A 25171-nucleotide genomic window follows, 5' to 3' on the forward strand; every position below is an offset into this window, starting at 1 on the left:
GCAAGAACATGGTGCCGCATCTGCCGTTTCTGTGTATTTCTTGAAGGACACACAAATTACCACAAAGTCATGTTTGCAGGTGAAACGGCAGCGCATTTATGTGTGCGGACGGCAGACCGCCTGTCGCGCCTGCGTTACAATCACCATCCTTACCGTTGGAGAAATACATGCAGCAATATCAAGATTTGATCAAGACCGTGCTCGAAACGGGCAGCTGGCAAGACAACCGCACGGGCATCCGCACCCTGAGCGTGCCGGGCGCCATGATGCGTTTCGACTTGGCCAACGGCAACTTCCCTGCCGTGACGACCAAGAAACTGGCTTTCAAATCCGTGATCGGCGAATTGTGCGCCTTCCTGCGCGCCTCGCGCAACGCAGCCGAATTCCGCGCGCTGGGCTGCAAGGTATGGGACCAGAACGCCAATGAAAACGCGCAATGGCTGGCCAACCCCTACCGCGAAGGCGAGGATGACCTGGGCCCCGTGTACGGCGTGCAATGGCGACAATGGCCCGCGTACAAGCTGCTGGCCGCCGACCAGCCCGCGCAAATCGCCGACGCGCAAGCGAACGGTTTTACCTTGATCGCCCCGCTCGTCGAGGATGGCGTGCAAAAAGTGCTGCTGTACAAGGCCGTCGACCAGTTGCGCGAGTGCCTCGATACCATCATGACGAACCCGGGCAGCCGGCGCATCCTGTTCCACGGCTGGAACCCGGCCGTGCTGGACGCCGTCGCCCTGCCCGCCTGCCACTTGCTGTACCAGTTCATCCCGAATGCCAGCACGCGCGAAATCTCGCTGTGTTTATATGTTCGCAGCAACGATATCGGCCTGGGCACGCCGTTCAACATCGCCGAAGGCGCGGCCCTGCTGCACCTGGTGGCGCGCCTGACGGGCTACACGCCGCGCTGGTTCACGTATTTCATCGGCGACGCGCACATCTATGAAAACCACCTCGACATGGTGGAAGAACAATTGAAGCGCACACCGTTCCCGGCGCCCCGTTTCGTCATTTCCGAGCGCGTGCCCGACTACGCGAAGACGGGCAAGTTCGAGCCGGAGTGGCTGGAAAAGATCGAACCGTCGGATTTCTCGCTGGAAGGCTATGAGCACCATGCGCCCATCAAGGCGGCGATGGCCGTCTGATGGCGGCCGCACCGCTGGCCGCCCTGTACCGCAAGCTGTTTGACGAAACGGATGGCAGCAAGTTCGCCCGGCTGAAGGAGCGCCTGCTGAAAAAGCATGCGCCCGACGACCGGCTGGCCGTGCTGGACATTTTGACGGCGTATGCGCGCGATGGGCAACTGCTGCACTGGCGCAGCTTTTTGATGACGGATATCGTGCATCTGGTGGAAGGCAGTCAACACGCGGCCTTTTTCGCCTGGGCACTGGAGCAGCCCACACTGGCGTACTGGGGCGTCGATGGCTTGCTGAAAAGTATAGGCGTGGAGGCGTATGCGCCACTGGTGGCGCTGGCAGCGTCCGGCGCCACGCGCCTGGAAGTGCGCGCCAAGGCGATCAAGAGCCTGGCCGTGTTCAGCCGCCAGCCGTTTGACCAGGGCTTGCCGACCGATCCCGGCCACTGGAAGGCGGAGCAGCTGCGGCTCGATGCCGTGCTGGCCTGGCAAGCGGACGGCTATCCTGACGGTGCCGGCTACAAGGCGCCCGTCACGCATGAGGCGCTGACCCGGCCGCTGTCGCGCCTGGAAATGGCTGCCGCCTTCCTGGAGCGAAAACTGGCGCTGCGGCGCCAGTGCGAACAGGATCTGGCGCAACCGTCGAACTGGCTGACGGTCGCCAGTGCCGCGGACATGGCCGAGATCGACGCGCACTGGGTCTTGCCGGAGATCTACCGCCGCTTCCTGGCCTGGTATTCGCCGCTGCGCGTGCATGTCGACGGCAAGCGCTTCCCCCAGGGCCTGCACCTGTACGGCGCGGCCGATCTGGTCAAGGCCCAGCACGGCTACTCCGTCGATGCCGTGAGCCTTCGCAAAATCGCGGCCTGGCCGCCGAAGCTGGTGGTGATTGCCGATGCGGGCGGCGACCCGTACTGCGTGGACCTGGAAGAAAGAAGCATCGACGGCGACTTGCCCGTGTACCGCGCCGAACATGGCACGGGCGGATGGCGCTTCGAGCTCCATACGGACGATTTCATCTACTTCCTGCACGAGATCGCGCTGGCGGCCTAGCCTGCTTCGCCTCCCGGCCCACCCGGGCCGGGACCGCCAGGGCCACCCGACCCGCGTCCGCCCTGCGGACCGAAGCGCGGTTCGCGTTCGCCCTCTTTCGCCGATCCCACGCCGCCGAGGCGATACGACAGCCCCACATAAATCATGCGTCCATCGAAGCGCCGCGTGCTCGTCTCGCGCAGGGAAGCGCTGTTGATGACGGTTTCCATCTTGTTGCTGCTGAACACATCGGTCACGTTCATGACCAGGCTCAGTTGCGGCGTCACCGTATGGCGCCAGCTCACATTCAAAGTGTTATTTGGCGAGCGGTAACCCTGCCCCGACAGCATCTTGCCTTGCATTTGCAGGGCCAGCTGCAGCTGGTTCGCCGCATCGAACTGGTAATTGAGGCGCGCGCGGCCGCTCAGGGCATTCGCGGTGCGCGTGCTGCGGTTGCCCAGGTCGTCGGAACTGCTCTGCTGGCTGCGCGCCAGGTTGCCGCTCGTATTCAGGGTCAAGGATGGGGTCAGCTTGCCGCTGACGCTGAACTCCAGGCCGCTCGAATGGCTGCCTGCGCCGTTTTCGCGCGTGGTCAAGAGCACGTTATCGCTAATGAAGTAGCGGTAATCGACGATGGCGTCCGTGTCGCGCCGGTGGTAGGCGCGCAAGCTGCTTTCCAGGCCCGCGATCTTCGTTTCATAGCCGATCTCGAACGAGTCCGTCTGCGTGGGTTTCAGCTTCGGGTTGCCGGCCGACACATTGAACTCGTCGCGGTAGATCACGTACGGGTTCAGGTCGCCCGCGCTCGGGCGGCGCAGGCGGTGCGCATAGCTGAAGCGCACATTGCTCTCGTCGCTGACTTTGTACGTGGCAAACAGGCTGGGAATGTAGTTGACGTAATTGTTGCTCGCCTCGACGCCGCCCGTGATCTGGCGCACGTTCAAATCCGTGTACTCGGCGCGCAAGCCGGCCAGCGCGCCCCAGCGCTCGCTCAGGCGCATCTGGTAGGAGCCGTACAGCGCGATGGTGCGCTCGTCGAGCTCGAAACGGTTGCTGCGCATGGGGTTGACGGTTTCCGCCAGGCTGGCCCGGTTGATGTCCGTGTACAGGGTGTCGAAACTGCTCTGGTTGTCGGCCACCTTGTAGCCGAGCTTGGCCGTGCCGCCCGCCAGCGGACGCTCGTAGTCGCCGCTGAAGTCGACGATGCGGTTGCCCGTCTCGCTGTGCTGGCGCGCGCGGCTGTTGTAGGCATGGTCGGGTGCGACCGCATAAGTATTCGCGTAATCGCTGTCGCTTTCATTGGTGGAAGACGACACGCGCAAGTCGATTTTCAGGGTTTCGCCCGGCAATTCTCCCTTGTGGTCGTAACGCGCGCCCCAGCTGGTGTTGCGGCTGTCGCCGTTGCGCACGGTGCTGCGCACATAGTCGCCGACGGTGCTGCCCGTGGTGTCGCCATTGAGGTAGCGGTCGAGCGAGCGCTGGTCATTGCTACGACCGTTATACGACACGCTGGCGGCCAGGGTGTCATTTGTGTTCAGGTTGTAATTCACGGTGCCGTGCAAGCCCAGCGAGTCATTCAAGCCATTGTTGGTGGAGCTCTGGCTGCTGGGGGCAAAGGCACCCGTGCCACGCTCCAGGCGTTCACGGCTGACCTCGCCGACGGAATTGCGGCCGTCGTGGCGCACATTGATGCCGCCCTGGTAGCCCCACGGCCCTTCATTGTAGCTGCCGGAGACGGAGCTGTTGTAGCGTCCGGCGATGCCGGCATTCGCGTTGACGGTGGCAAAGCCGCCCGGCTTGCGGTTGCGCCGCATCACCAGGTTCAGAATCGGGCCGCCGCCGGCCTCGTTGCCGAACTGGGCGCCGGGATTATTGATCACTTCCACCGATTCGATATCGTCGGCCGCCATGGCGTTCAGGGTGGCGCCGCGCGCATCGCCCTGCAGCATGGCCGACGGCTTGCCATCGATCAATATCTGCACATTGCTGCTGCCGCGCAAGGAGACGGAACCGTCGGGATCGACGGCCACGGATGGCACATTGTTCAAGGCATCGGCCGCCGTGCCATTGCTGCTGCCCACATCGGACTTGACGTCGTAGACTTGCCGGTCGATGCGGCCCGTGGGACGTTCGGCCGTCACGCTGACGGAAGGGGGAGCATCGACGGCGGGCGCCTTGGCCGGTGCGGGCTTGACGACGGTATCGCCGGTGACGGTTTGCGCCTGGACAGCGGCGCTGGCGACGAGCAGGCTGCTACCCGCCAGGCAATGAAAAAAGAGTTTATGCATTTGGCTCAAAAATAAAGGAGACGCTACGGATGAGGCGCTACGCCGCAGCGTGAGGGCACAGGTGTGGGCACAGCGAAAGCATGCCACGACTCCCTTGAGCAAAGCAAATGCGAACCATTGTTATTTACTTCAATTTACAAATCTCTTCCACTTGTGGTCGCATAGCCTCATCCGATGACCTTTGCGCTACCTCAGCAAGCCCTGCCCCCGCGCCAGTTTCAGCCAGCCCGGATACTCCGTCATCAGCAAATCGTACAGTTCCGCATCGCTGTGCTCGTCTGGCGAGCTGACGGAAAAGTAATTGGCATTGTCGACCAGGCGTCCCTGCAATTCGTCGAGTTTTTCCAGGAAGGGGAAGTCGGAATCGGCAAAGGCGGCGAGAAACTTGCTTTTCGACTTGCGCCCCTTGCCGATGCCCATGAATTGCCAGAAGATGGGTTCATTGCTGGCCCAGCGCAATTGCTTCTCCGTTGTCGCCTGGTCGCTGGTGCCGCCATCGGTGACGAACATCACGTAGACGGGCAACTCGGCGGCGACGGGCCGCGTGCGCTCGCCGCCGGCCTTGTCTGGGAAATAAAACGCGCGGATCGCCTGCATGGCGGCGCCATAGCGCGTGTCGCCTTCCAACGGGTGACGGGTGATCGCCTGCCCCACATAAGTGTTGCAATTACTCAATGCCATCGGCGCCGGATGGTGGACGTTCTTGCCGAACAGAAAAACGTCGATTTCGCCATCGTCGTCGAACTTGCAGCCCAGGGCCAGGATGCGCTCGGCAAAGCGCTGCACCAGCCCCTCTTTATATAGCCGTCCCATGGAACCGGAAATATCCAGGCATAAACACACCTTGGCGCGGTGCTCGGATAGGCCCACTTTTTGCAACGACACGCCCGCCTGCTTGACCAGGCTGACCAGCTGCGGCGCTTCCCGTTCGACTCTCTTTTCCAGGTTGATCTTCGCCTGCATGACAGCCGACGCCGCCGCAGGGGTGGCTGCGGCAGGCGCGGCCTGGTCGACTTCGCCGCCGAAGTGGCGCACCAGCGCATCGAGGCCGCCATTGAAACCCTGGCCCACGGCCATGCAGCGCCAGCCGCCATCCTTGCGGTAAATTTCTGCCAGCATGACGGCTTTTTCTTGCGCGAAATCCGAACCGGCAAACGCGAAGCGGGCCAGCTCGCGTCCGCCCGCCTGCAGGCGCACATGGCCGGATTGCAGCTGCGACATCACACCGCCGCCATCGATGGAGGCCGTCACGACGAGGCGGTCTATGCCAGCCGGCAAGCGCGCCAGTTGCAAGGCAAACTCGGCCATGTCGCCGCCACCGCCGGCGCGCGCTTCCACGCCGCCGCACGGCGTGCGCGGCTGGTTGAAAAAAGTCATGTAGCGCTCGTCGGACAATTTGGCCGCCGCATCGAGGCCGAAACAGGCCACGTCGAGCGCCAGGCCCTGCGCGGCCACGCCGACCTGCAGCACGCCATCGGGAACGAGATTGGCCAGCGGCAAGCGCTGTCCCTTGGACAAGGTTTCCATCAGTGCCTCCTAGGCGATATAGCGGCGTGGATTATCAGCATTGCAATCATCTTCATCTTCCTTGTCCTCGCCCTTGAAGACGACGGGACCGTTGAAGGCCAGCTGCAGGTTCTCGCCCTGCCAGCTCAGCCACGGCGTCGCTTCGCTGCCCGGTTCCGACGTCTTGCCGGACGGCTCCAGGATGATGCTGTCGGGCGTGACGCGCGCCATGCCGATCACATAGGTGTAGACCGTATCGTCTTCGGCCGCCTTGGACAGGCGGAAGTCGAAGTCGCACTCGACGATCTGCTGGCCGTATTGCATGACCATTTTCGGCCGCATGGACGCCACCGGGACGGCGCCATTGGCCAGCGCCGAATACACGCTGAAGACCAGGCCCACCGTGCCGCCGTAATGTTGCGCCAGCGCAGGATTGACTTCCACCGTTTCCGTGGCCGGCTCCTTGCCCGCCGCACCGGCCACGTCGCCCAGGTGGCGCACATACGGCATGACGTCAAAGCTGCCCGCTGTGTCCGGCGCCTGGATGAAGCGCATCTGGCCGTTCGGCAAGAGAATCCCGACTCTTAAGTCGAGGTCGTCGTTATCGTCGTCGCCATCGCCGTTATCGACCCAGGTGGCCTTGACGGTGAGTTTGCTCGGCGCGCCCGCCCCCTTTTCCAGCGAGACCTTGTGGGTCTGGCCCGCCTTGGTCAGCGAGATTTTCGACAGGGAAATTTTTGATGGCGGCACCGGTTCCGCTACCGCCTGCGCCACTACACCGCCGAAATGGGCGACCAGCGCATCGAGCCCGCCATTGAAACCCTGGCCCACGGCCATGAAGCGCCAGCCGCCGTCCTTGCGGTAAAACTCGCCCAGCATGACGGCTTTTTCTTGCGCAAAATCAGTACCCGCATACGCGTAGCGGGCCAGTTCGCGCCCGCCGTCGAGCAGGCGCAGGTAGCCGCTGCCCAGCTGCGCCATGCTGGCCGCGCCATCGATGGCGGCCGTGACGACCAGGCGTTCGATGGACGCAGGCAAGCGCTCCAGCTGGTAACTGAAGCCGGCCGCATCGCCGCACGGCGCCGAGGTTTCCACGCCGCCGCACGGCGTGCGCGGCTGGTTGAAGAAAGTCATGTAGCGGTCATCGGACAATTTACCGGCGGCATCGAGGCCAAAACAGGCAAAGTCCAGCGCCACGCCCGCGCTGGACAAACCCAGTTGCACGACGTTGCCCGTGACGAGGCCGGACAGCGCCAGACGCTGCCCCTTGATCAGGTTTTCCATGGAGTCAGGGAGAGAGAGAAGAAAGACAGAACCGGGCAGCGGTGCCACCCGGTACATTTACGCAAACAACTGGTTTTTATGCATTAATACCAAAGGAGCGAGCCAGAGGGCCCAGGCCGCCTTTAAAGCCCTGGCCGATGGCCTTGAATTTCCATTCGCTGCCGGCGCGGTAGATTTCGCCGAAGATCATGGCCGCTTCCGTCGAGCCGTCTTCCGACAGGTCATAGCGGGCGATTTCCGCGCCGTTGTCGCCGTTCAGGCAGCGGATGTAGGCCTTGCCCACCATGCCGAAGTTTTGCTTGCGAGCTTCCGCATCGTGAATGGTGACGGCCACGGCGATCTTGTCGATGTCGGCGGGCACGTTGGCCAGGTCGACGGCGATTTTCTCGTCGTCGCCATCGCCGCCACCGGTCGTGTTGTCGCCCGCATGGACGATGGAGCCGTCAACCGACTTCAGGTTGTTATAAAAAATGAAATCGGCATCGGAACGGGCCTTGCCATCCGTTTTCAGCAGGAAGGCGCTGCCGTCCAGGTCGAATGCGGCGCCATCGGTGGCGCGCGGGTCCCAGCCCAGGCCAATCACGATTTTCTTCAAGCCAGGTGCTTCCTTGCTCAGGTTGACATTGCCGCCTTTTTGCAAACTGATCGCCATGGTGTTTCCTCTTTAATGTGGGGGTTGCATTCGGTGTTTCAGGTCACGTCGCCGGGTCCCCGGCTTGATGAACCATGAGCCTACCATAAAGTTCCTGCTTGCCAGCCGCGCACTATTGAAAATAATGCCATACGGAAAATACCACGCCGCTGTCCGCATGCGCAAAATGACGGATAATGCTGCTCGACAAAAATTTTCACCATCCTGTACCAGGCTTGTCCTTGAACAATACAACGATACGGCTCGACTGCATCCCCGGCACCTTGTGCGATGAACGCCTGTGGTCGCGCCTGGCGCCTGCGCTGGGTGACGCCTTTCATTTGCAGCACGTGCCCCTGCACCAGGCGCGCACGCGCGCGCAGATGCAGCAGATGATTGCCAGCGACAGCGCTCCGCAAGCCCACCTGGTGGGATTTTCGCTGGGCGCCTACCTGGCGCTCGAACACGCGCTGGCGCACCCGCAGCGCGTGAAGTCCCTCACTTTGATCGCCAATTCGGCCCAAGGTTTGCTGCCGGCGGAAATCGAAACGCGCCAGCGCATCGTCACCATGCTTGAGCGCAATGCCTATACGGGCATCACGCGCCAGCGCCTGCGCGAACTGCTGCACCCATCGCACCTGGACGATGCGTCCATCACGGGCCTGATCCAGCAAATGGGACTGGACCTGGGCAAGGACGTGCTGCTGGCGCAATTCATCACCACCATCGCCCGCCCCGACCTGATGGCGCGCTTGCCGGAACTCGATTTCCCCGTGCTGATCGTGGGTGCCGAAGACGACAAGCTCGTCCATCCCGACGACCTGCGCGCCATGGCAGCCCGCCTGCCGCAAGCCACACTGCACATACTGAAAGACAATACCGGCCACATGATTCCCTTGGAAGCACCGGGGCCGCTGGCCGACGCCATGCGTGCGCATCTGGAGGCCGCCGGCAATTTCAACGATAATGACGGGCATCGGGCCATGCCCCAACCTTTTTCACCGAACCCATGAGCCATTTGACCATCATCGTCGCCACCGACCAGCAAGGCGGCATCGGCATCGACAACACCCTGCCGTGGAAATTGCCGGAAGACCTGGCGCACTTCAAGCGTTTGACGACGGGCCACCCCATCCTCATGGGCCGCAAGACCTTCGACTCCATCGGCCGTCCGCTGCCGAACCGCCGCAACATCGTCATCACGCGCAATCCGGACTGGCGCCACGAGGGCGTGGAAGCGGTGTCGTCGGTGCAAGCGGCCATCGCCCTGCTGGACGGCGCGGAAGGCTATGTCATCGGCGGCGCCGAAATCTACCAGCAGGCATTGCCGCTGACTCAGCGTTTGATCATCACGGAAATCGGCCGCACGTTTGACTGCGACGCCTTTTTCCCCGCCGTGGACCATGCCGTGTGGCAAGAAACCGCGCGCGAGGCGCATGTCTCGGAGAAATCCGGCCTGCCATACGCCTTTGTCACGCTGGAACGCAAAGCCTGATAAGGTGATAAAGATAGAGATAGAGATCGCCAGAATGTTGCTGTAATACCCCTGTCACACCGTTGCGTCACGCTAGCGCATGCTGGTGACGCTTTGCTACGATATTTTTTTCCCGCAGACGCCGCATTTCTGCGAGAATCCCGTTCTTATTTTTTTTCTGCGGCTGCCGGGTTGTACGACCGCCTGACCGTCGCGCCCTAGTCCGCCCCTCCACATAGGTCAGGGGCGGCTTGCTTTTTTGGAGACATGCATGAAATTTCGTTTCCCCATCGTCATCATTGACGAGGATTTCCGTTCTGAAAATACGTCCGGCCTGGGCATTCGCGCCCTTGCCGCCGCAATGGAAAAAGAAGGCATGGAAGTGCTGGGCGTGACCAGCTACGGCGATTTGTCGCAATTTGCCCAACAACAATCGCGCGCATCGGCCTTCGTGCTGTCGATCGACGATGAAGAGTTCGGCGCCGGCTCCGTCGAGGAAACCGACCACGCCTTGAAATCGCTGCGCGCCTTTGTCGAGGAAATCCGCTACAAGAACGCCGATATCCCGATTTATCTGTATGGCGAAACGCGTACCTCGCGTCACATTCCGAACGATATCCTGCGCGAACTGCATGGTTTCATCCACATGTTCGAAGATACGCCGGAATTCGTCGCGCGCCACATCATCCGCGAAGCGAAATCCTACCTGGACGGCCTGTCGCCGCCGTTCTTCCGCGCCCTGGTGCACTATGCCAACGACGGTTCCTACTCGTGGCACTGCCCCGGCCACTCGGGCGGCGTGGCGTTCCTGAAGTCGCCTATCGGCCAGATGTTCCACCAGTTCTTCGGTGAAAACATGCTGCGCGCCGACGTCTGCAACGCCGTCGAAGAACTGGGCCAACTGCTCGACCATACGGGTCCGGTCGCCGCGTCGGAACGCAATGCGGCGCGCATCTTCAATGCCGACCATTGCTATTTTGTCACCAATGGTACGTCCACCTCGAACAAGATGGTGTGGCACTCGACCGTGGCGCCGGGCGACATCGTCGTCGTCGACCGCAATTGCCACAAGTCGATCTTGCATTCGATCATCATGTGCGGCGCGATTCCCGTGTTCCTGATGCCGACGCGCAATCACCTGGGCATCATCGGTCCCATCCCGCTGCATGAATTCACGCCGGAAAGCATCGCCCGCAAGATCGAGGCGAATCCGTTCGCGCGTGAAGCGAAGAACAAGAAGCCGCGCATTCTGACCATCACGCAATCGACCTACGATGGCGTGATCTACAACGTGGAAACCCTGCGCGAAATGCTGGACGGCAAGATCGACACCCTGCACTTCGATGAAGCATGGCTGCCGCACGCCACCTTCCACGATTTCTACAAAAATATGCACGCCATCGGCAAGGACCGTCCACGCGCCAAGGAATCGATGATCTTCTCGACCCAGTCCACGCACAAATTGCTGGCCGGCCTGTCGCAGGCCTCGCAAATCCTCGTGCGCGAATCGGATACGGTCAAGCTGGACCAGGACGCCTTCAACGAGGCTTACCTGATGCACACCTCGACCTCGCCGCAGTATTCCATCATCGCCTCGTGCGACGTGGCCGCGGCCATGATGGAAGCGCCGGGCGGCACGGCCCTGGTGGAAGAATCGATCATGGAAGCGCTCGATTTCCGCCGCGCCATGAAAAAAATCGACCAGGAATGGGGCCAGGACTGGTGGTTCCAGGTGTGGGGGCCGGACAGCTTCAACGACGAAGGCATGGGCCAGCAGGAAGACTGGATGATACGCGCCGAGGATGACTGGCACGGTTTCGGCGACCTCGCTCCCGGCTTCAACATGCTCGACCCGATCAAGGCGACCATCGTCAACCCGGGCCTGTCGCTGGACGGCCAGTTCGGCGAGACGGGCATACCCGCGTCCATCGTCACCAAATACCTGGCCGAGCACGGCGTCATCATTGAAAAATGCGGCCTGTACTCGTTCTTCATCATGTTTACCATCGGCATCACCAAGGGCCGCTGGAATACCTTGCTGACGGCCTTGCAACAGTTCAAGGACGACTACGACAAGAACCAGCCGATGTGGCGCATCCTGCCGGAATTTGCGGCCGCCAACCCGCGCTACGAAAAAATGGGCTTGCGCGACCTGTGCCAGCAAATCCACGATTTCTACAAGGCTTACGATGTGGCGCGTCTGACGACGGAAATGTATCTGTCGGACATGATCCCCGCCATGAAGCCGTCGGACGCGTTCGCCAAAATGGCGCACCGCGAAATCGAGCGCGTGGCCATCGACGAACTGGAAGGCCGCATCACGTCCATCCTGCTGACGCCGTATCCACCGGGCATCCCGCTCTTGATCCCGGGCGAGCGCTTCAACAAGACCATCGTCGACTACCTGCGCTTCGCGCGCGACTTCAACGAGCGCTTCCCCGGCTTCGAGACGGATGTGCATGGTCTCGTGAAACGCGAAGTCGATGGCAAGCGTGGCTATTTTGTTGATTGTGTCAAATTGGACGATTAGTGACGGCTCATCCAATCTACTGCGCGGCGCGCTTTGCGGCCGGCGATGCTCACCGTACTAGAGTACGGTTGCGCTTCTCGGCCACAAATCACTGCCGCTCGCTACGATTGGATGAACCGTCGTGACGTTCGTTAAAAACGGTTAATTCTGACGTTTGTTGAATGTCATTCATTAGCGCCACCTTTCAGGTGGCGTTTTTCATTTGATGACTACCGCGCACGCTTGCGCCAGATCAAACGGCTGGGGTATCGGGCTTCTAAGATGGGCGACTCGTGCCCTCGTGATGGCTGGCATATGACGCTCAAGGTGTGGCTGGAAATCGTGCAGCAGGCGGCGGCTGGCAGTGGTGCCTTGCTGATGACGGCCTTGAAGCAGGCTCAGGTAACTATAGCCCGGCGGCACGATGGAGAGGAGGACGGCGCGGGCATCGTGCTGTTTGCCGAGGCCGATAGCGCGCTGCTGCAAGCGCTGCCGGCCCTGTGCCGGCACGCCTCCGTGCTGGCCATTGCCGCCTGCAGCCAGCCCCCCAGCTGCGCCCAACAGCGCGCCCTGATAGCGGCAGGCGCGCTCGATGTGCTGCTGTGGCCGGACGGCGCCATTGACGCGGGCCCGGTGCTGGCGCGCCTGCAGCACTGGCAAGCCGTGGCGCAGCTGCTGGCATCAAACGCCGTGCGCCAGCACCTGGTAGGCGACAGCGCGGCCTGGACGGCCTTGCTGCACCAGGTAGTGGAAATGGCCGTCTTCAGCCAGGCCTCGGTGCTGATCACGGGCGAAACGGGCACGGGCAAGGACTTGTTGGCGCAACTGGTCCACCGCCTCGGCAACTGCCGTGGCGACTTCACCATTCTCGACTGCACTACCCTGTCGCCGGAACTGGCTGGCAGCGAACTGTTCGGCCATGAACGGGGCGCGTTTACGGGCGCGTCTGGTGCGCGCGACGGCGCTTTCGCCCTGGCGGACGGCGGCGTGCTGTTCCTCGACGAAGTGGGCGAACTGCCGCTACCGCTGCAAGCCCAACTGCTGCGCGCCATCCAGGAACGCAAATACAAGCGCGTGGGCGGCAATACCTGGCAACCCACACAATTCAGACTCGTGTGCGCCACCAACCGCGAACTGGAGCACGAAGTGGCGCGCGGCGCCTTTCGCGCCGACCTGTATTACCGCATCGCCGGCTGGCGTTGCCAAACCCCGCCCCTGCGCGAGCGCCAGGACGACATCCTGCCGCTGGCCCGGCATTTCCTCGCCGAGCTGGCGCAACAGCCGCCGCCCCCGCTGGACGCCGCCGTGCGCGAATACCTGCTGCTGCGCGACTATCCGGGCAATGTGCGCGAGCTGCGCCAGACCGTCACGCGCATCTGGCACCGCCATTGCGGCCCCGGCCCCATCACCATCGGCGCCCTGCCCCCGGAAGAACGGCTGCTGGCGCCGCTCTGGCCCGACCCGCATTTCGAGGTGGCCGTGCGGCGCGCCCTGGCACAGGGCTGCAAGCTGTCGCATATCACGCGCTGCGCCACCGACATGGCCATCCGCCTGGTGCTGGCCGAGGAACACGGCAACAACCAGCGCGCCGCCGCCCGCCTGGGCGTGACTGACCGCGCCCTGCAGATACGCCGCAAGGCGGCCGCCTGCGCGGCAAGCAGCCTCACGCCAGCCCCGCCAGCCGCAAAAAATTGCCCCCCATAATCAACGACGCATCCAGCGACGGCAAGCCCAGCAACTCAATCTTGTGCAATTCCAGCCCCGGATGCAGCCAGGGATCATCCGAGCCGAACAAGACCTTGTGCGGCCCCGCGCGGCGCACGGCCTGCTGCAGCAAGTCGAAACGGCGCACGCCGGAACTGTCCGTGTAAATGTTCGCGTGACGAACAAGGTGGTCGATCAACGCCAGCTGCGCCGCCCAGTCGTCGCCGAAGCTGCCCAGGTGGGGCAGGATGAAGTTGACGTCGGGATATTGCTGCGCCAGCAGTTCAGCCACGGCCACCTCGCCGGCCGGGTCGTACAGCACGGGCAGGCCAAAGAAGCGGGCCGCGTCGCACAGTTCGCCGCTGATGCGCGCGTCGAGCCGGTCCCGCATGGCAGTGACAATCGATGATCATCTTGCCGCGCTATTGCCAGTCGCCCATGACGACGATACGGTTGCCGCGCCGACGCCAGCGCCCGCTTTCCTCTTCCTGTTGCGGCGCAGGCGAGCGGAACTGCGGCAATTGCTGGTGCAAGGCCCGCGTCAGCGCGCTTTCCACGGCGCGCGCACTGCCGTCGCCGTCGGCCGCCAGGCGCGCCGCCTGCCCCGCGATGCGCACGAAGCGGCGCGCCAGCGCCAGCTCGCGGTCGGCCGGCGCCTCGGCGGCCATTTCCAGCTCCAGCGCATTGCTGGCCGCGCGCCCCAGGGCCGAGCCGAGCGCCGTGCCCACGCCCGGTATGGGGATCATCGAGCCGAGGGCGCCGCCGACAAAGGGCAAGGCCGTCTTGGCCACGGCCTTCAAGGCGCCGCCCAAGGGCTTGGCCACCTTGGCAAGGGTCGATCCCACCTTCTTGACGCCCTTCCACACGCTCTTGAAGACATTGCCGAGAAACTGCTCGAGTTCTTCCTCGCTGGCCACTTCCAGCAATTCCATGGCCAGCTGCAATTCTTCCTCTTCGCCGAAGACGGCCGGCGCCGTGTCCTTGCCGGGCCAGTCGTGGCCGAATTCCAGCACTTCAAACGCGGCGCCGGCCCGTTGCCGGCATTGCGCGCATGCGCATTCGAGTTGGTGCATGATGCTCTCCTTCGCAATGATCAAGGTGCTATCGTCAGCTCCACATTTCACCGAGCACGGCCAGTTCCAGTTCGCGTCGCTGGTTGGTCAGCACGCCGCGCTGGTTGGCGAACATGTCGTCGTGGATGCGCTGCTCGATGCGGCGCCGCTGCGCCGCCGAGGACAGGGGCGCCACGTACACCTGGTGCCCGCTCACGTCGACGCCCATCATCTGGCCGCACAGGCGGTGCTGCAGCAAACGCCGGTGCAGGTCGTCCGTCTGGCCGCTGTAGGCGCGGCGCCGTCCGCCCGCATCGAATTCGATCACATACAGGCCCGGGCCACGGCCATTCGGGTCGCGCAGGGCATTGGCGAGCGTGCCCAGCGCCTGGTAGGTCAAGGCTGCTGCTTCCGGCACCCGGCCCATGGTGCCGGCCAGGGTCGGCGGGATTTCGCCCTGCATCTGGCCATCGTCCTGTCCCTGGTCTGGTCCCTGGTCCTGTCCCTGGTCCTGGCCAGCATCCGGCTCCTGCCCGTCGCCAAACGCGGGGTCGGCCACGGGATAGGGCGCCGGATACAGCGTGGGATAGATGGCCGGGTAGCCGCCCCAGCCCCCGTAGCGCGGCGGCAAATAGGGCAAGGGCTGGGCAGCAAAACGGGGCGGCCGGCGGCCCTGCCCCTGATAGCGCGGCGGCGTGGAACGGCGCTGTCCGCGCAACGGTGGGCGCGCGCGCAGCCCGCCACCGCGCATGCCGCCGCGAGCGCTACCGGGACGCGGGCGCTCGCCCTCCCATTCGGCCTCGTCCTCTCCCTGCCACTCCTGCGACCATTCCTGTGACCATTCCCCCTGCCATTCCTGTTCGCCGGCCACTCCTGGCTGCCCCGCAAAGGGCAACACTTCAAACGCGTCGTGCATATCGCCTCCTGATGTGATGTTCAAGCAAATCCATCGCCTGCTCCAATTGCCGGGACGTCTGGTCGGCCCGCAGCATAAAAGTCAGCGCCCCGGGACCATCCCCCGCTTGCGCCAGCGCCAGCACGCCCGCTGCGTGCAAGGCTGGCTGCAAATGGGCGCACCCTGGCAGGCGCTGCACGGGGAAGCTGCCGCCCCGGCAAGCGATGCCGGCCGCCGCCATCCCCGCCCTCCATTGCGCCACCCGGTCCGCCAGCCTGGCGCGCAGGGCATCGCCATGCTGCGCATTGAGCGTCAGCGCGCGCCGCGCCGCCGCCAGCACGGCGGCCGAAGGCGGACTGGCATGCACGCGCGTCTGGCTGTGCGCCGCGAAGCGCCGCAGCAGGCCGTCGCTGCCGGCCAGCACGGCCAGCGGCACACCGAATCCCTTGGCCAGCGAAGCGCCGACGATCAAATGGCCGCCCGCCTTGTCGTAGCCGCCCGGCAAGCCATGCAGCCGCGCCGAGCCGCCGCCCTGTGTACCCATCACGCCCAGCACCTGCGTGTCGTCCAGCAGCAGATAACCGCCGCCCTGCCGCGCCAGGGCCGCATAGCCGGCCAACGGCAAGACCTGCTCACTGCCCGGCACATAGCCGTCGGCCAGAATCAACGGGCGCCGTCCCTGCCTGCCCCAGGCCGCCACCAGGCGCCGCAGCGTCGCCATCTCGCCGCTGGGAAACAAACGCAGCGGCAAGCCCAGCGCCTGCGCCCGCTCGGCGCCCCAGCGCGCGATGGCGTAACTGCCGCCATCGACGAGGATCACCAGCCGCTCGGCAGCCAGCATGCCGAACAGGTCCCAGAACAAATGCAGGGTCGACGGCAGCACGCAAGCCGCTTCGCAGCCTTGCAGCGCGGCCAGGCTGGTCGCCAGCGCCAGTGCGCCCGGTGGCTCGCGCAGCGCCGCTGGCTGCCCCAGAGTCAGGCTGCTCCATGGCGCCAGCGAGGCCGCCGGATGGCGCATGCCCAGGTACAGGGCACTGGTAAAGTCGAGCATGCACGCGCCCCGCTCCCGCCCTAGACGCTGCGCAGCTGCTGGCTCAGGCGCTGGCGCAGCAACACCGAGGGCATGGTCGCTTCGACCACCGGGTCGCTGCTGTCGACGGACAAATCCACCCCCGTGGCGGCGCGGTAGCCGTGGATATAGCCCTGCACTTGCGGGCGCCAGAAACGTGCCCAGTTGAAGGCCTGCGTGGGCTCATAGATATCACTCCAGTTGCCATAGCGCACAGACAGCAGCAGTTGCTCGCCAAAGATGGCCAGGTTACGGAAATGCATCACGCTCGTATCCGTCCAGCCCTGCAGTTTCTTCATGGCATCGACCCGGTCCATCCACGGTTCCGGATACGCCACCATCACGCGCGTGGGCAAAAATTCGCGGAACTCGGGCCGTGCCAGCATCCATTGCTGCATCAGCATCTCGATGCGCGCCGTCGACGGCAAATCGCCGAACTGGTTGTGCGCGCCCTGCGACAGGATCAGGTGTATCTCTTTCAATGCATTCAGCACGGGAAAGGCGTCCGCTTTTACCGTGGTGTCGTCGTCCTGCTTGTAGAACGAGGTGAGCAGGCGCAGCAAATGATGGAACGCTTCGAGGAATTTCGAGCGGCTATCGGCCGGCCGGAAGTGCTGGACCGCCTTGCCATCGAGACGCACGCCGTAGTGGTGGTCGTACTCGTAATTGCGGCGCACCACGGTCAGCCGGTGCTGCTCATCCTGGGTGTATCCCCACAGCAAGTTGTTCAGCGGGCGCAGCATGTCGATTTCCGTGTTCGACAAGGGATCGAGGCCGCTGCCCGGCGCGCGCAAGTTCTGGAAGCGCTGCGTGATGGCATTCATGGTCTGCACCAGCATGCCCTCTTCATGCCAGTACGACCAGATCAGTTCCAGCAGGCAAGGGTTCGCCAGCTTTTCCTGGATGATGCCAAAGCACAGGTCCACCTCGCCCTCCTGGCCGCGCGGGATACTGATGGGGATGTCGGGCAGCTTGCGGCGGATCACGGCCAAATACGGCAAGGTCTGGAAGCCATCGATGTTTTCCAGGTAATCGTTGCGCAGCACGGTTTCCAGGTCGCGTCCCTGGGGAATGTCGCGCCGGTCCAGGTAGGCATTGTCCTCGGCCGGATTGAAGGCCAGCGGCTGGTTCAGCACGCCGCAATTGACCATCACGAACGCTTCCGTGGCCACTTTCAGCACGCGGTAGGAATCGGCATCGGAAAACGGCAGCGCGCGGCGCTGCTTGAGCTGCTGGAACATGTCGGCCTTCTTGACGAAGCGTTCCTGTTCGAAGCCGCGTACATTGGCCAGGTCGCCGCAAAACAGGCTGTCCATGAAATGCAGGTAATTCGTAAACGACATCGCTTCGGTGCTGTTGCGTATCAAGGTCCACAGCGGCAAGTCTTCCGTCGGCTCCGTTTCCGTGCGCGTCAGCGACACGCCCACATTGCCGGAGATGGGCTGCGGCTGGCGCTCTTCCGTCTCGTATTCCGCATCCACGGCCAGCATGGCGTTCGGGCTGAGGCCCTCCGGCACGGGCAAGGCGTTGCGCAGTTCGGGCCGCTGCGACAGCATCATCTGGCCCATGAAACGGTGCATGCCGGCGCGCCGCACGGGCGTGGAAAAGGTATTCACGACACCGCGCATGGGCACCCATGGCGAGGCGGCCAGCACCTGCACCTGGTCGCGCCCGTCGGCGCTTTGATCGCCGTCAAACGAGACGGTGGCGACGGCGCGGTCGCCCACCCTGCCGAAATTGCAGTCGCTGGGATGGCAATCGGCCGTTTCAAACACCAGCGCCACCTGCGGGTTGAGCTGGGGCTTGAAGCACAGCACAGCGCTGCAACCGGCCTGCACCGTCACGCACTGGGGCGCGGTGGCGGGGAAATTGCCATACACGCCCACGTAGCTGCCCGTCGCCAGGTCGGCAAACACGGTGCTGCCATGCCCATCCGTCCAGCGCACGCCCACCAGCATGGCGGGATCGGTTACCCAGGTGGCGGGATTGAAATTATGGCAATCGGCCTCGGCTCCCCGGTACAGGCTGATGGCGGCATTGACGACCATGATCCCGCTATCGTGCTCGTGCACGGTGACCGCGATGCTGCCGCCGTGCTGTTGCGGACCCGCCTGGCCCGCCGCCCCGCTTTTGCTACTCCTGTTGCTGCTCATCTTGCTGCTCATGTCATTCTCCTCAATGGATAATCAAACGCGATGCCAGGGGCGGCAACGGCCTGCCGGACTGGCGGCCATGCCGCACGACATCGGCGCACAGCTCCGACGTGTCCAGAGTGCTGCGCAGGGCCCAGTGGGTCAGCAAACGCCCCAGCAGCTCGCTTTCGTCTTCCGGGCTCAAGGTGCCGCTGGCGCGCGCCTGGCCCAGCACGGCGAACACCAGGGTGGGCGTGGCCTCGTACATCTGCGCCGGCGCCAGCGTCCAGCTGCGAAACAGCCGCGCCAGCATGGCCGGCTGGCGCGTCTGCACGGCCATGGCTTCGACCAGAGAACTGCCGCGCAAGGCCGGCGGCCGGTGCTGCACCAGCAAGCCCACCAGGGCCGCCATGCTGGCCTGCAACTGTTCCAGCAGTCGCTGCTGCCCCAGGGGCAGGCCCGCCAGCGGGTAGTACGACAGCCACAGCTGCTCGATCCGGTCCCACTGCGGATGCGGATACAGGGCCCGTCCCATGGCGCAGCTCAGGCGCACCCGCAGCCATGGCACCGGATGGGGATCGTCGATATTGAGACGGAAGACAAACACGCGCGGCAGGCTGACGACGCCGATCAGGCCCAGGGTGGCGGCCACGCCGACGCGCGCCAGCGACCAGAAATCGGCCACGATCTCGGAGATCCACCGTTCCCACAACTGCCATACGTGCACCAGGCCGCTGCCGCCGTGCTGCATCGCTTGCAGCACGGGCCGCAAGGACGCCACCAGGTCCAGCAGGGCCGCGCCCTGGTGCCCCACTTCATGCACCAGGGACGAGGCGATGCTGCTACCGATCATGCGTTCGCGCGGCAGGCGGATGATGGCCACGGGATTGTCGCCGCCGCCCGGCAGGCGCGTGCGGGCGCGGCGGATGGCGGCGCCCGGCCCCCGATCCAGGTAGCAGATCACGGGCGGCGCCTGGTAGACATTGCCGGGCAGCGCCAGCGCGTCGGCGGCAACGATGTCCAGGCCGGCCAGCCACACGCCCGTCTTGTGCTCGCTGCGCTGCGTGATGACTTCGTTGAACAGGTCGAACTGGGTCAGTGCGGCGTTGAATTTCAGGCGCAGGAAGGTAAAGCGGCGCTGCGCCTCGGCGGCCGTGGCCATGCTGGCGCCGTCGGCGTGTTCGCGCCGCAGCCACCACTGGAACTGGGCCACCATGCGCCGCAATGCGCGCCGGCCCTGCACCAGCTGGCTTTCGATGGCCGACTGGGCGCTGGGCATCAGGGCGGCCGCCAGCACCGTCGGCTCGATCAGCGCGAACGGCTCCAGCCGCGCCAGCCGCGTCAGCAGCGAGCGCGCCTCCTGCGCCAGCATCCAGGCAGCGTAAGCGCCGATGGCCATGATGTCAGACGCCGTACAGGACGATTTTATGGCCCTGGCGCGCCCAGCGCCCGCTGGCCGGGCGCATGCCCGATGCCGGACGCGCGCCGGCAGGCGCCATGGCGCCCGCGCCGCTGCCGTTCTGGGTGGCGACCTGGCTGGCCGCGCGTCCCAGCAGGCCCGGGGCAAACTGGCGCGCCGCCGCGCTGGCCGCCGCCTGGGCGATGGCGCGCGGGTCGCCATTGCCGCGCGCTTGCGCGGCGCGGTTGACGGTGTCGGCGGCCAGGCGCACGAATTGCTTGGCGCCCTCGAATTCGCGGTCCTCATTCGATGACGCTTCCCCTTCCAGCCCCAGCGCGCTACCGGCCGCCGAAGCCAGGCCGCTGCCGATCTTGGCTCCCAGCGGGCCCCCGAAATAGCCGCCGATGGCGCCGCCGGCCAGGGGAATCGCCTTCTTCGCCACACCCTTGAGCACGCCGCCGATGGCTTGCCCGACGGGCGACTTGATGATGCCGCCCGCCACGGACGCGGCCTTGCGCAGGAAATTGCCGAGAAACTGTTCCAGCTCGGCTTCATTGCTCACCGACAGCAATTCATTCGCCAGTTCCATTTCCTCGGCCTCGGAAAACATGGCGTTCACGCCGCCCTCGCCGCTCCACTCGCCCTGGCCAAACTCGAACTGTTCCGCTTCAAAGCCGGACATCTCCTGCCCGTATTCCAGGGTCGTACGATCCATGTCATGCATGATGAGCTCCTCAAAGTTAACACCTCGGTTGACACCTCAGTTCGGATTACCTTGCCGGACAGCCTGGCCATCCGGCTAACAATCGAGCACGACGATGTGCCCGCCCTCGCGGCGCCAGCGGCCAGCGTCCCCTCCCGGAGTTTGCGCCGCCTGCCTGAGCAAGCCTGGCGCCACGCTGCGCGCCACCTGCAGCAGGGCAGTTTCCACCCGCGCCCCGGGGGCGCGCGCGTCCATGCCGCCGTCCTGCGCCAGTTCCGTATTGACGGCATCGATCAGATGCACGACCTGGCGCGCCAGTTCGAATTCCTTGTCTTCCGGGCTCAATCCTTCCAATTCCATGCCGAAGATGCCCGCGGCGCGCCGCTTGAGCGCCTGCGGCGAACCGCCATGCAGGGGCAGCAAGGGCGCCACCACCTTGCCCAGCAGCTTGCGCAGCGGCCCTTCCAGCGGCGTGCCGCGCACTTGCCGGCCCGCCACAGTGGCGCCCAGCTGGCGCATCAGGAAAGCATCGAACTGGGCAGGCCCCTGCAATTCCAGCAAGTGCGCCGCCAGGGCCAGCTCATCTTCCTGCTGCAGGGGCGGCATAGCCGGCGCGTCAGGCAACTCCATTTCGGGACGATAGGCAAGCAGGCGGCTGGTCATGGCAGGCTCCGGTGAAAGACAGGCGTATGGCCCATGCCTCCCTGACGCAAGGGTCATGCCAGCCATGCGGGGAAAGGACGCGGGGGAAGAACGGCATGGCACGGCGAACGGTGTTTCGCCGATAGCGTAAAAACCATCGTTTCCGGCGAAGCGGGTTTCGTTATCGTGAGGAGCTTTCGAACAGGCTGGACTGGCAGGAATGATGACGTCGCCTATGCCCCCGGCACCACGCCAGGCGCACGCGCTCGCCTGACCTAGTGGTTCGGCGTGGCCTGGGTTTCATGACAGTCACTTAACCGATCACGGCGATGCTCAGGGTGACGACATGGCCCGGCGTGGCATAGCTGATCTGTGCCAGCTTGCGCACGCTGGCCGCGTAGGATTCGTTCAAGGTCGCCATCGGGAAGGTTTACTGCGACGTCTTGAGGCGGTTCGCACCGCTGGCCGCCTTGTCCAGGCTGGGATACACCTCGACATGCACGTGCGGCATGCGCCCCGCGTAGCAGCCGGCAAAGATCGTCGTAAAACCGAGATTTAGCGTGACGGCGCTGCCGGACGTACCCGTGCTGGCAGCCCCGCCTGCCGCCGCTCGGCCGCCTGCAGCATCATTTCGAGGCCGGATGCCAGACCGTGATCATGTAATTCCACACATACTCCAACAAATGGGGCAAGCCCGCCAAGGCGGGACTCAGGCTGGCGCACAGGTACAGCGCCTGTGTCGCATGGCGCGAAAACGCCTGCAAGCTGCGCTCCGGACGCGGGGCTTGGATGCGCATGCTGCCTCTCCCTGTGCTCGCGCCTGCCGCTTACCGCGGGCGCTGGGAACCGGGCAAGCCCTGGCGCCTGTCACGCCGCTGCTGCGCCTGCTTTCGCTGTTCCGGCGTCAGCACGGCCAGCAATTGCTGCTCCAGCCGCGCATGCAGCAAGCTGATCTGCGCCATGGCTTGCGCCGCCGTGTTCGCCAGCGCGCTGGCCTTCGCATCGTCGTAGGCACTGGACCCGGCCAGGGCGCGCAGTTGCGCATGTGCCTTGAAAGCGATCTTTTTCTGTTCGCGCAGCAGGGGCGCCTGGGCGTAGGTGGCGGCGAAGACCTTGTCCAGCTGCGCTTCGCTCAACTCGATGCCGCGCAGGAAGGGCGGCAAGCGTCCGGAACCATGGCCCAGGCTGGGCGGTGGCCCCGGCATGGCGCGCGCTAGCGGGCCGTCCGCCGCAGATTCTTGCTGGGCCAGCGCCAGCAGTGGCATGCTGCTGGCGGACAGCAGCAACAAGGATACGGCGATACTCAGGTATTTCATCGGGCTTTCCTTTCGTGGCGATCAGCCCTGATTGTCGGCGTCTGGCGTGTAAAGCAACGTTAGGGCGGCGTAAAAGCGTGTAAAGGAAGCTGCGCAAATGTAAGCAGACGTATGTAAAAGCGGGTAAAACGGCGCTGAACCGCCCCTGTTGACTGCTATCATCGGGCGATATTCACCCGAAAAAAGCACAGGCATGAGCAAGGTTTTGTTAATCGATGACGACGTGGAACTGGTCGGCATGTTCCAGGAATACCTGACGCAGGAAGGTTTTGACACCCGCGCCGTGCATGACGGCGAAAGCGGCGCGGCCGAAGCGCTGACGGGCCTGTACGCCATCGCCGTCCTCGACGTCATGATGCCGCGCATGAATGGCCTGGAAACCCTGCGCCGCATCCGCGCCGGCAGCAACCTGCCCATCCTGATGCTGACGGCGCGCGGCGATGACACCGACCGCATCGTCGGCCTGGAGCTGGGCGCCGACGATTACGTCACCAAACCGTGCACGCCGCGCGAGCTGACGGCGCGCATCCGCGCCATCCTGCGCCGTTCGCAAGCGGCGCCGCACGACACGTCGGGCCTGGCGCCACTGGCCGTGGGGCAACTGACGATGTGGCCGGAACAGCGCCGCGTTGCCTGGGCCGGCGCGCATCTGGAGCTGACGAGCACGGAATTCAACCTGCTGGAAGTGCTGGTGCGCCATGCGGGCAAGCCCGTGAGCAAGAATCAATTGTCGGAACTGGGCCTGGGCCGGCCCATGGCGCGCTTCGACCGCAATATCGACGTGCACTTGAGCAGCCTGCGCCGCAAGCTGGGCAGCCTGGCCGACGGCCGCTCCTGCCTGCAGACCGTCTACCGTCTCGGCTACCAGCTGATCAAGGAGTAAGCGTGGGCCGTCTGTTCTGGAAGTTTTTTCTGTGCATCATGCTGGCGCAAGTGACGGCCACCATCGGCATCGGCGGCACCTTCTGGCTGAAAAACCGGGCGGCCCAGCAGGAGCGGGCCCTCGACATCGATACCAGCCCGCCCGCGCAAATGATCATCGAGGCCGCCAGCGCCACCGTGGAAGCGGGCGGCAGCCAGGCCTTGCGGCAATTCCTGGGCAAGCTCGAACGCATGCGCGTGTTTGCCGTCGATGCCAAAGGGCAAGAACTGATGGGTCGCACGGTGCATCCCGCCATGCTGGCCAAGGCGCGCGCCATGCTGGAGCAAAGCCAGCCCCATCCCGTTGTGCGTACAGTCACCGGCAGCGACGGCCAGCGCTATCTGCTGTTCCTGCCCTCGTCCGAACGCTTCCGCAATGCCGAGGCGGGCGCCGCGCGCGACACGCTCAACGCCGTCGCCATGAGCGGCCCGCGCGCCATGGGACCCGCTCCACGGCCCCACGAAGCGGGCGCCCCGCCGCCACGCGGCGAATTCGGCCGCGGCATGCCGCCGGGCTCCCGCATGGACAGCCCCTACCGCACCTTCATTCCCCTGGCCGCCGCCATCGCCGCCAGCCTGCTGTTCTCATTCTTGCTGGCCTGGTATTTTGCGCGTCCCATCCGCGACCTGCGGCAAGCGTTCGAGGCCGCCTCGCACGGCGACCTGGCACCGCGTTTTCACGCCAGCGGCAAGCGCGGCGATGAATTGACGGACCTGGGCCGCGATTTCGACCGCATGACGGGCCGTTTACGCAATCTCATGGAAAGCCAGACGCGCTTGCTGCATGACGTCTCGCACGAACTGCGCTCGCCGCTGGCGCGCTTGCAAGCGGCCATCGGCCTGGCGCACCAGCAGCCGGACAAGATAGACGCCTCGCTGCAGCGCATCGAACGCGAAAGCGAACGCATGGATAAGCTGATCGGCGAACTGCTGACCCTGTCGCGGCTGGAAGCGGGCGCCACTTCTCCCCTCAGCGAAGACATCGACATCGCCGAGCTGTTGCACGACATTATGGAAGACGCCCGCTACGAAGCGAAGGCGCGCCAGGTGGGCATCGCCCTGGCGGGCGACGCAGCCATTGCCGACGCCGCTGTCACGGGCCGGCCGGAACTGCTGGCGCGCGCCGTGGAAAACGTGGTGCGCAATGCCGTCAAGCACAGCCCCGACGGCGGCACGGTGGAAGTGAATTTGTCGCGCTTGCATGACGGCAAGCAGGATCTGCTGCGCATTGCGGTGCTGGACCGGGGCCCCGGCGTGGCCAGCGCCGACCTGGCCCGCATTTTTGAACCGTTCTTCCGCGCCAGCCATACCCAGCACAACACGGACGGCCATGGCCTGGGCCTGGCCATCGCCCAGCACGTCATCAGCGCCCATGGGGGCCGCATCGGGGCCAGCTTGCGCAGTGGTGGCGGGCTGTGCGTGGAAATGCTGCTGCCCGTCAACACGCCAGGCTGAGCTGGCAGCGAGTACTGCCCGAAACTT

The 25171-nt window shown here is 64.5% G+C and carries 23 protein-coding genes and 1 pseudogene; 8 read left to right on the plus strand and 16 right to left on the minus strand.

Annotated features, from left to right (window positions below; all coding sequences use genetic code 11):
* The first annotated feature begins 167 nt into the window (after positions 1 to 167).
* On the plus strand, positions 168 to 1142 hold the full coding sequence (locus tag O0882_RS10425; RefSeq protein ID WP_289947649.1) for a thymidylate synthase: 975 nt from the start codon (positions 168 to 170) through the stop codon (positions 1140 to 1142).
* On the plus strand, positions 1142 to 2185 hold the full coding sequence (locus O0882_RS10430; RefSeq protein WP_289947651.1) for an SMI1/KNR4 family protein: 1044 nt from the start codon (positions 1142 to 1144) through the stop codon (positions 2183 to 2185). The genes O0882_RS10425 and O0882_RS10430 overlap by 1 nt, the downstream gene beginning before the upstream one ends.
* On the opposite strand, the gene O0882_RS10435 is transcribed toward O0882_RS10430, so the two are convergent.
* The 4 genes from O0882_RS10435 to O0882_RS10450 form a co-directional block, all read right to left on the minus strand.
* Entirely contained in the window at positions 2182 to 4452 is a 2271-nt protein-coding gene (locus O0882_RS10435; protein ID WP_289947653.1) for a TonB-dependent receptor, read from the minus strand. The genes O0882_RS10430 and O0882_RS10435 overlap by 4 nt on opposite strands.
* Before the next feature lie 186 nt (positions 4453 to 4638).
* Entirely contained in the window at positions 4639 to 5979 is a 1341-nt protein-coding gene (locus O0882_RS10440; RefSeq protein ID WP_289947656.1) for a VWA domain-containing protein, read from the minus strand.
* Between the two features lie 9 nt (positions 5980 to 5988).
* Positions 5989 to 7242, minus strand: a complete 1254-nt coding sequence (locus O0882_RS10445) for a TerD family protein (protein WP_289947657.1) — start codon at positions 7240 to 7242, stop codon at positions 5989 to 5991.
* A gap of 76 nt (positions 7243 to 7318) precedes the next feature.
* On the minus strand, positions 7319 to 7894 hold the full coding sequence (locus O0882_RS10450) for a TerD family protein (protein ID WP_289947659.1): 576 nt from the start codon (positions 7892 to 7894) through the stop codon (positions 7319 to 7321).
* Between the two features lie 176 nt (positions 7895 to 8070).
* Here O0882_RS10450 and O0882_RS10455 point away from each other — a divergent pair, with 176 nt between their 5' ends.
* The 4 genes from O0882_RS10455 to O0882_RS10470 all read left to right on the plus strand — a co-directional run bounded on the left by O0882_RS10455 (position 8071) and on the right by O0882_RS10470 (position 13560).
* Positions 8071 to 8886, plus strand: a complete 816-nt coding sequence (locus O0882_RS10455) for an alpha/beta fold hydrolase (protein ID WP_289947660.1) — start codon at positions 8071 to 8073, stop codon at positions 8884 to 8886.
* Entirely contained in the window at positions 8883 to 9368 is a 486-nt protein-coding gene (locus tag O0882_RS10460) for a dihydrofolate reductase (RefSeq protein WP_289947662.1), read from the plus strand. Before O0882_RS10455 ends, O0882_RS10460 begins: the two co-directional genes overlap by 4 nt.
* A 250-nt stretch (positions 9369 to 9618) precedes the next feature.
* The gene (locus tag O0882_RS10465) at positions 9619 to 11877 is read left to right on the plus strand and encodes an arginine/lysine/ornithine decarboxylase (protein WP_099763488.1); all 2259 of its coding nucleotides are present in this window, start codon (positions 9619 to 9621) and stop codon (positions 11875 to 11877) included.
* A 294-nt stretch (positions 11878 to 12171) separates the two neighbouring features.
* On the plus strand, positions 12172 to 13560 hold the full coding sequence (locus O0882_RS10470) for a sigma 54-interacting transcriptional regulator (protein ID WP_289947664.1): 1389 nt from the start codon (positions 12172 to 12174) through the stop codon (positions 13558 to 13560).
* Here O0882_RS10470 and O0882_RS10475 read toward each other — a convergent pair.
* From O0882_RS10475 to O0882_RS10525, 12 genes and pseudogenes are all read right to left on the minus strand, one after another.
* Positions 13520 to 13951, minus strand: a complete 432-nt coding sequence (locus O0882_RS10475) for an amidohydrolase family protein (protein ID WP_289947667.1) — start codon at positions 13949 to 13951, stop codon at positions 13520 to 13522. The two genes, O0882_RS10470 and O0882_RS10475, sit on opposite strands and share 41 nt — an antisense overlap.
* Before the next feature lie 31 nt (positions 13952 to 13982).
* The gene (locus O0882_RS10480) at positions 13983 to 14633 is read right to left on the minus strand and encodes a hypothetical protein (RefSeq protein ID WP_289947669.1); all 651 of its coding nucleotides are present in this window, start codon (positions 14631 to 14633) and stop codon (positions 13983 to 13985) included.
* Positions 14634 to 14667: 34 nt separating this feature from the next.
* Positions 14668 to 15528, minus strand: coding sequence for a hypothetical protein (locus O0882_RS10485; RefSeq protein ID WP_289947670.1), 861 nt, complete (start codon positions 15526 to 15528; stop codon positions 14668 to 14670).
* Positions 15512 to 16558: an aminotransferase class I/II-fold pyridoxal phosphate-dependent enzyme gene (locus O0882_RS10490; RefSeq protein ID WP_289947672.1), complete on the minus strand. Its 1047-nt coding sequence runs from the start codon at positions 16556 to 16558 to the stop codon at positions 15512 to 15514. The genes O0882_RS10485 and O0882_RS10490 overlap by 17 nt, the downstream gene beginning before the upstream one ends.
* Positions 16559 to 16578: 20 nt before the next feature.
* Positions 16579 to 18741 (minus strand): hypothetical protein, encoded by a 2163-nt coding sequence (locus O0882_RS10495; protein ID WP_289947674.1) that lies wholly within the window; start codon positions 18739 to 18741, stop codon positions 16579 to 16581.
* 10 nt (positions 18742 to 18751) lie between these two features.
* Positions 18752 to 20077 carry a hypothetical protein gene (locus tag O0882_RS10500; RefSeq protein WP_354670259.1) on the minus strand — a complete coding sequence of 442 codons (1326 nt, stop codon included), beginning with the start codon at positions 20075 to 20077 and terminating at the stop codon, positions 18752 to 18754.
* Entirely contained in the window at positions 20050 to 20115 is a 66-nt protein-coding gene (locus tag O0882_RS29080; RefSeq protein WP_197678704.1) for a GlyGly-CTERM sorting domain-containing protein, read from the minus strand. Before O0882_RS29080 ends, O0882_RS10500 begins: the two co-directional genes overlap by 28 nt.
* The gene (locus O0882_RS10505) at positions 20112 to 20831 is read right to left on the minus strand and encodes a hypothetical protein (RefSeq protein WP_289947678.1); all 720 of its coding nucleotides are present in this window, start codon (positions 20829 to 20831) and stop codon (positions 20112 to 20114) included. The genes O0882_RS29080 and O0882_RS10505 overlap by 4 nt, the downstream gene beginning before the upstream one ends.
* Positions 20832 to 20906: 75 nt before the next feature.
* Entirely contained in the window at positions 20907 to 21473 is a 567-nt protein-coding gene (locus O0882_RS10510; protein WP_289947679.1) for a hypothetical protein, read from the minus strand.
* A gap of 292 nt (positions 21474 to 21765) precedes the next feature.
* Positions 21766 to 21999 (minus strand): annotated as a pseudogene (locus tag O0882_RS10515) (intradiol ring-cleavage dioxygenase); the annotation flags it as partial.
* Positions 22000 to 22078: 79 nt separating this feature from the next.
* A complete protein-coding gene (locus O0882_RS10520) occupies positions 22079 to 22249 on the minus strand; it encodes a hypothetical protein (RefSeq protein ID WP_289947681.1) in 171 nt (56 codons plus the stop codon).
* A gap of 30 nt (positions 22250 to 22279) precedes the next feature.
* Entirely contained in the window at positions 22280 to 22768 is a 489-nt protein-coding gene (locus tag O0882_RS10525; RefSeq protein WP_289947683.1) for a Spy/CpxP family protein refolding chaperone, read from the minus strand.
* A gap of 193 nt (positions 22769 to 22961) precedes the next feature.
* Here O0882_RS10525 and O0882_RS10530 point away from each other — a divergent pair, with 193 nt between their 5' ends.
* Complete coding sequence (locus tag O0882_RS10530; RefSeq protein WP_289947684.1) at positions 22962 to 23651, plus strand: response regulator transcription factor; 690 nt, start codon at positions 22962 to 22964, stop codon at positions 23649 to 23651.
* 2 nt (positions 23652 to 23653) lie between these two features.
* The gene (locus O0882_RS10535; protein WP_289947686.1) at positions 23654 to 25144 is read left to right on the plus strand and encodes an ATP-binding protein; all 1491 of its coding nucleotides are present in this window, start codon (positions 23654 to 23656) and stop codon (positions 25142 to 25144) included.
* Positions 25145 to 25171 lie beyond the last annotated feature (27 nt).

It is taken from the genome of Janthinobacterium sp. SUN073, from assembly GCF_030397665.1.
Classification (GTDB): domain Bacteria; phylum Pseudomonadota; class Gammaproteobacteria; order Burkholderiales; family Burkholderiaceae_D; genus Janthinobacterium.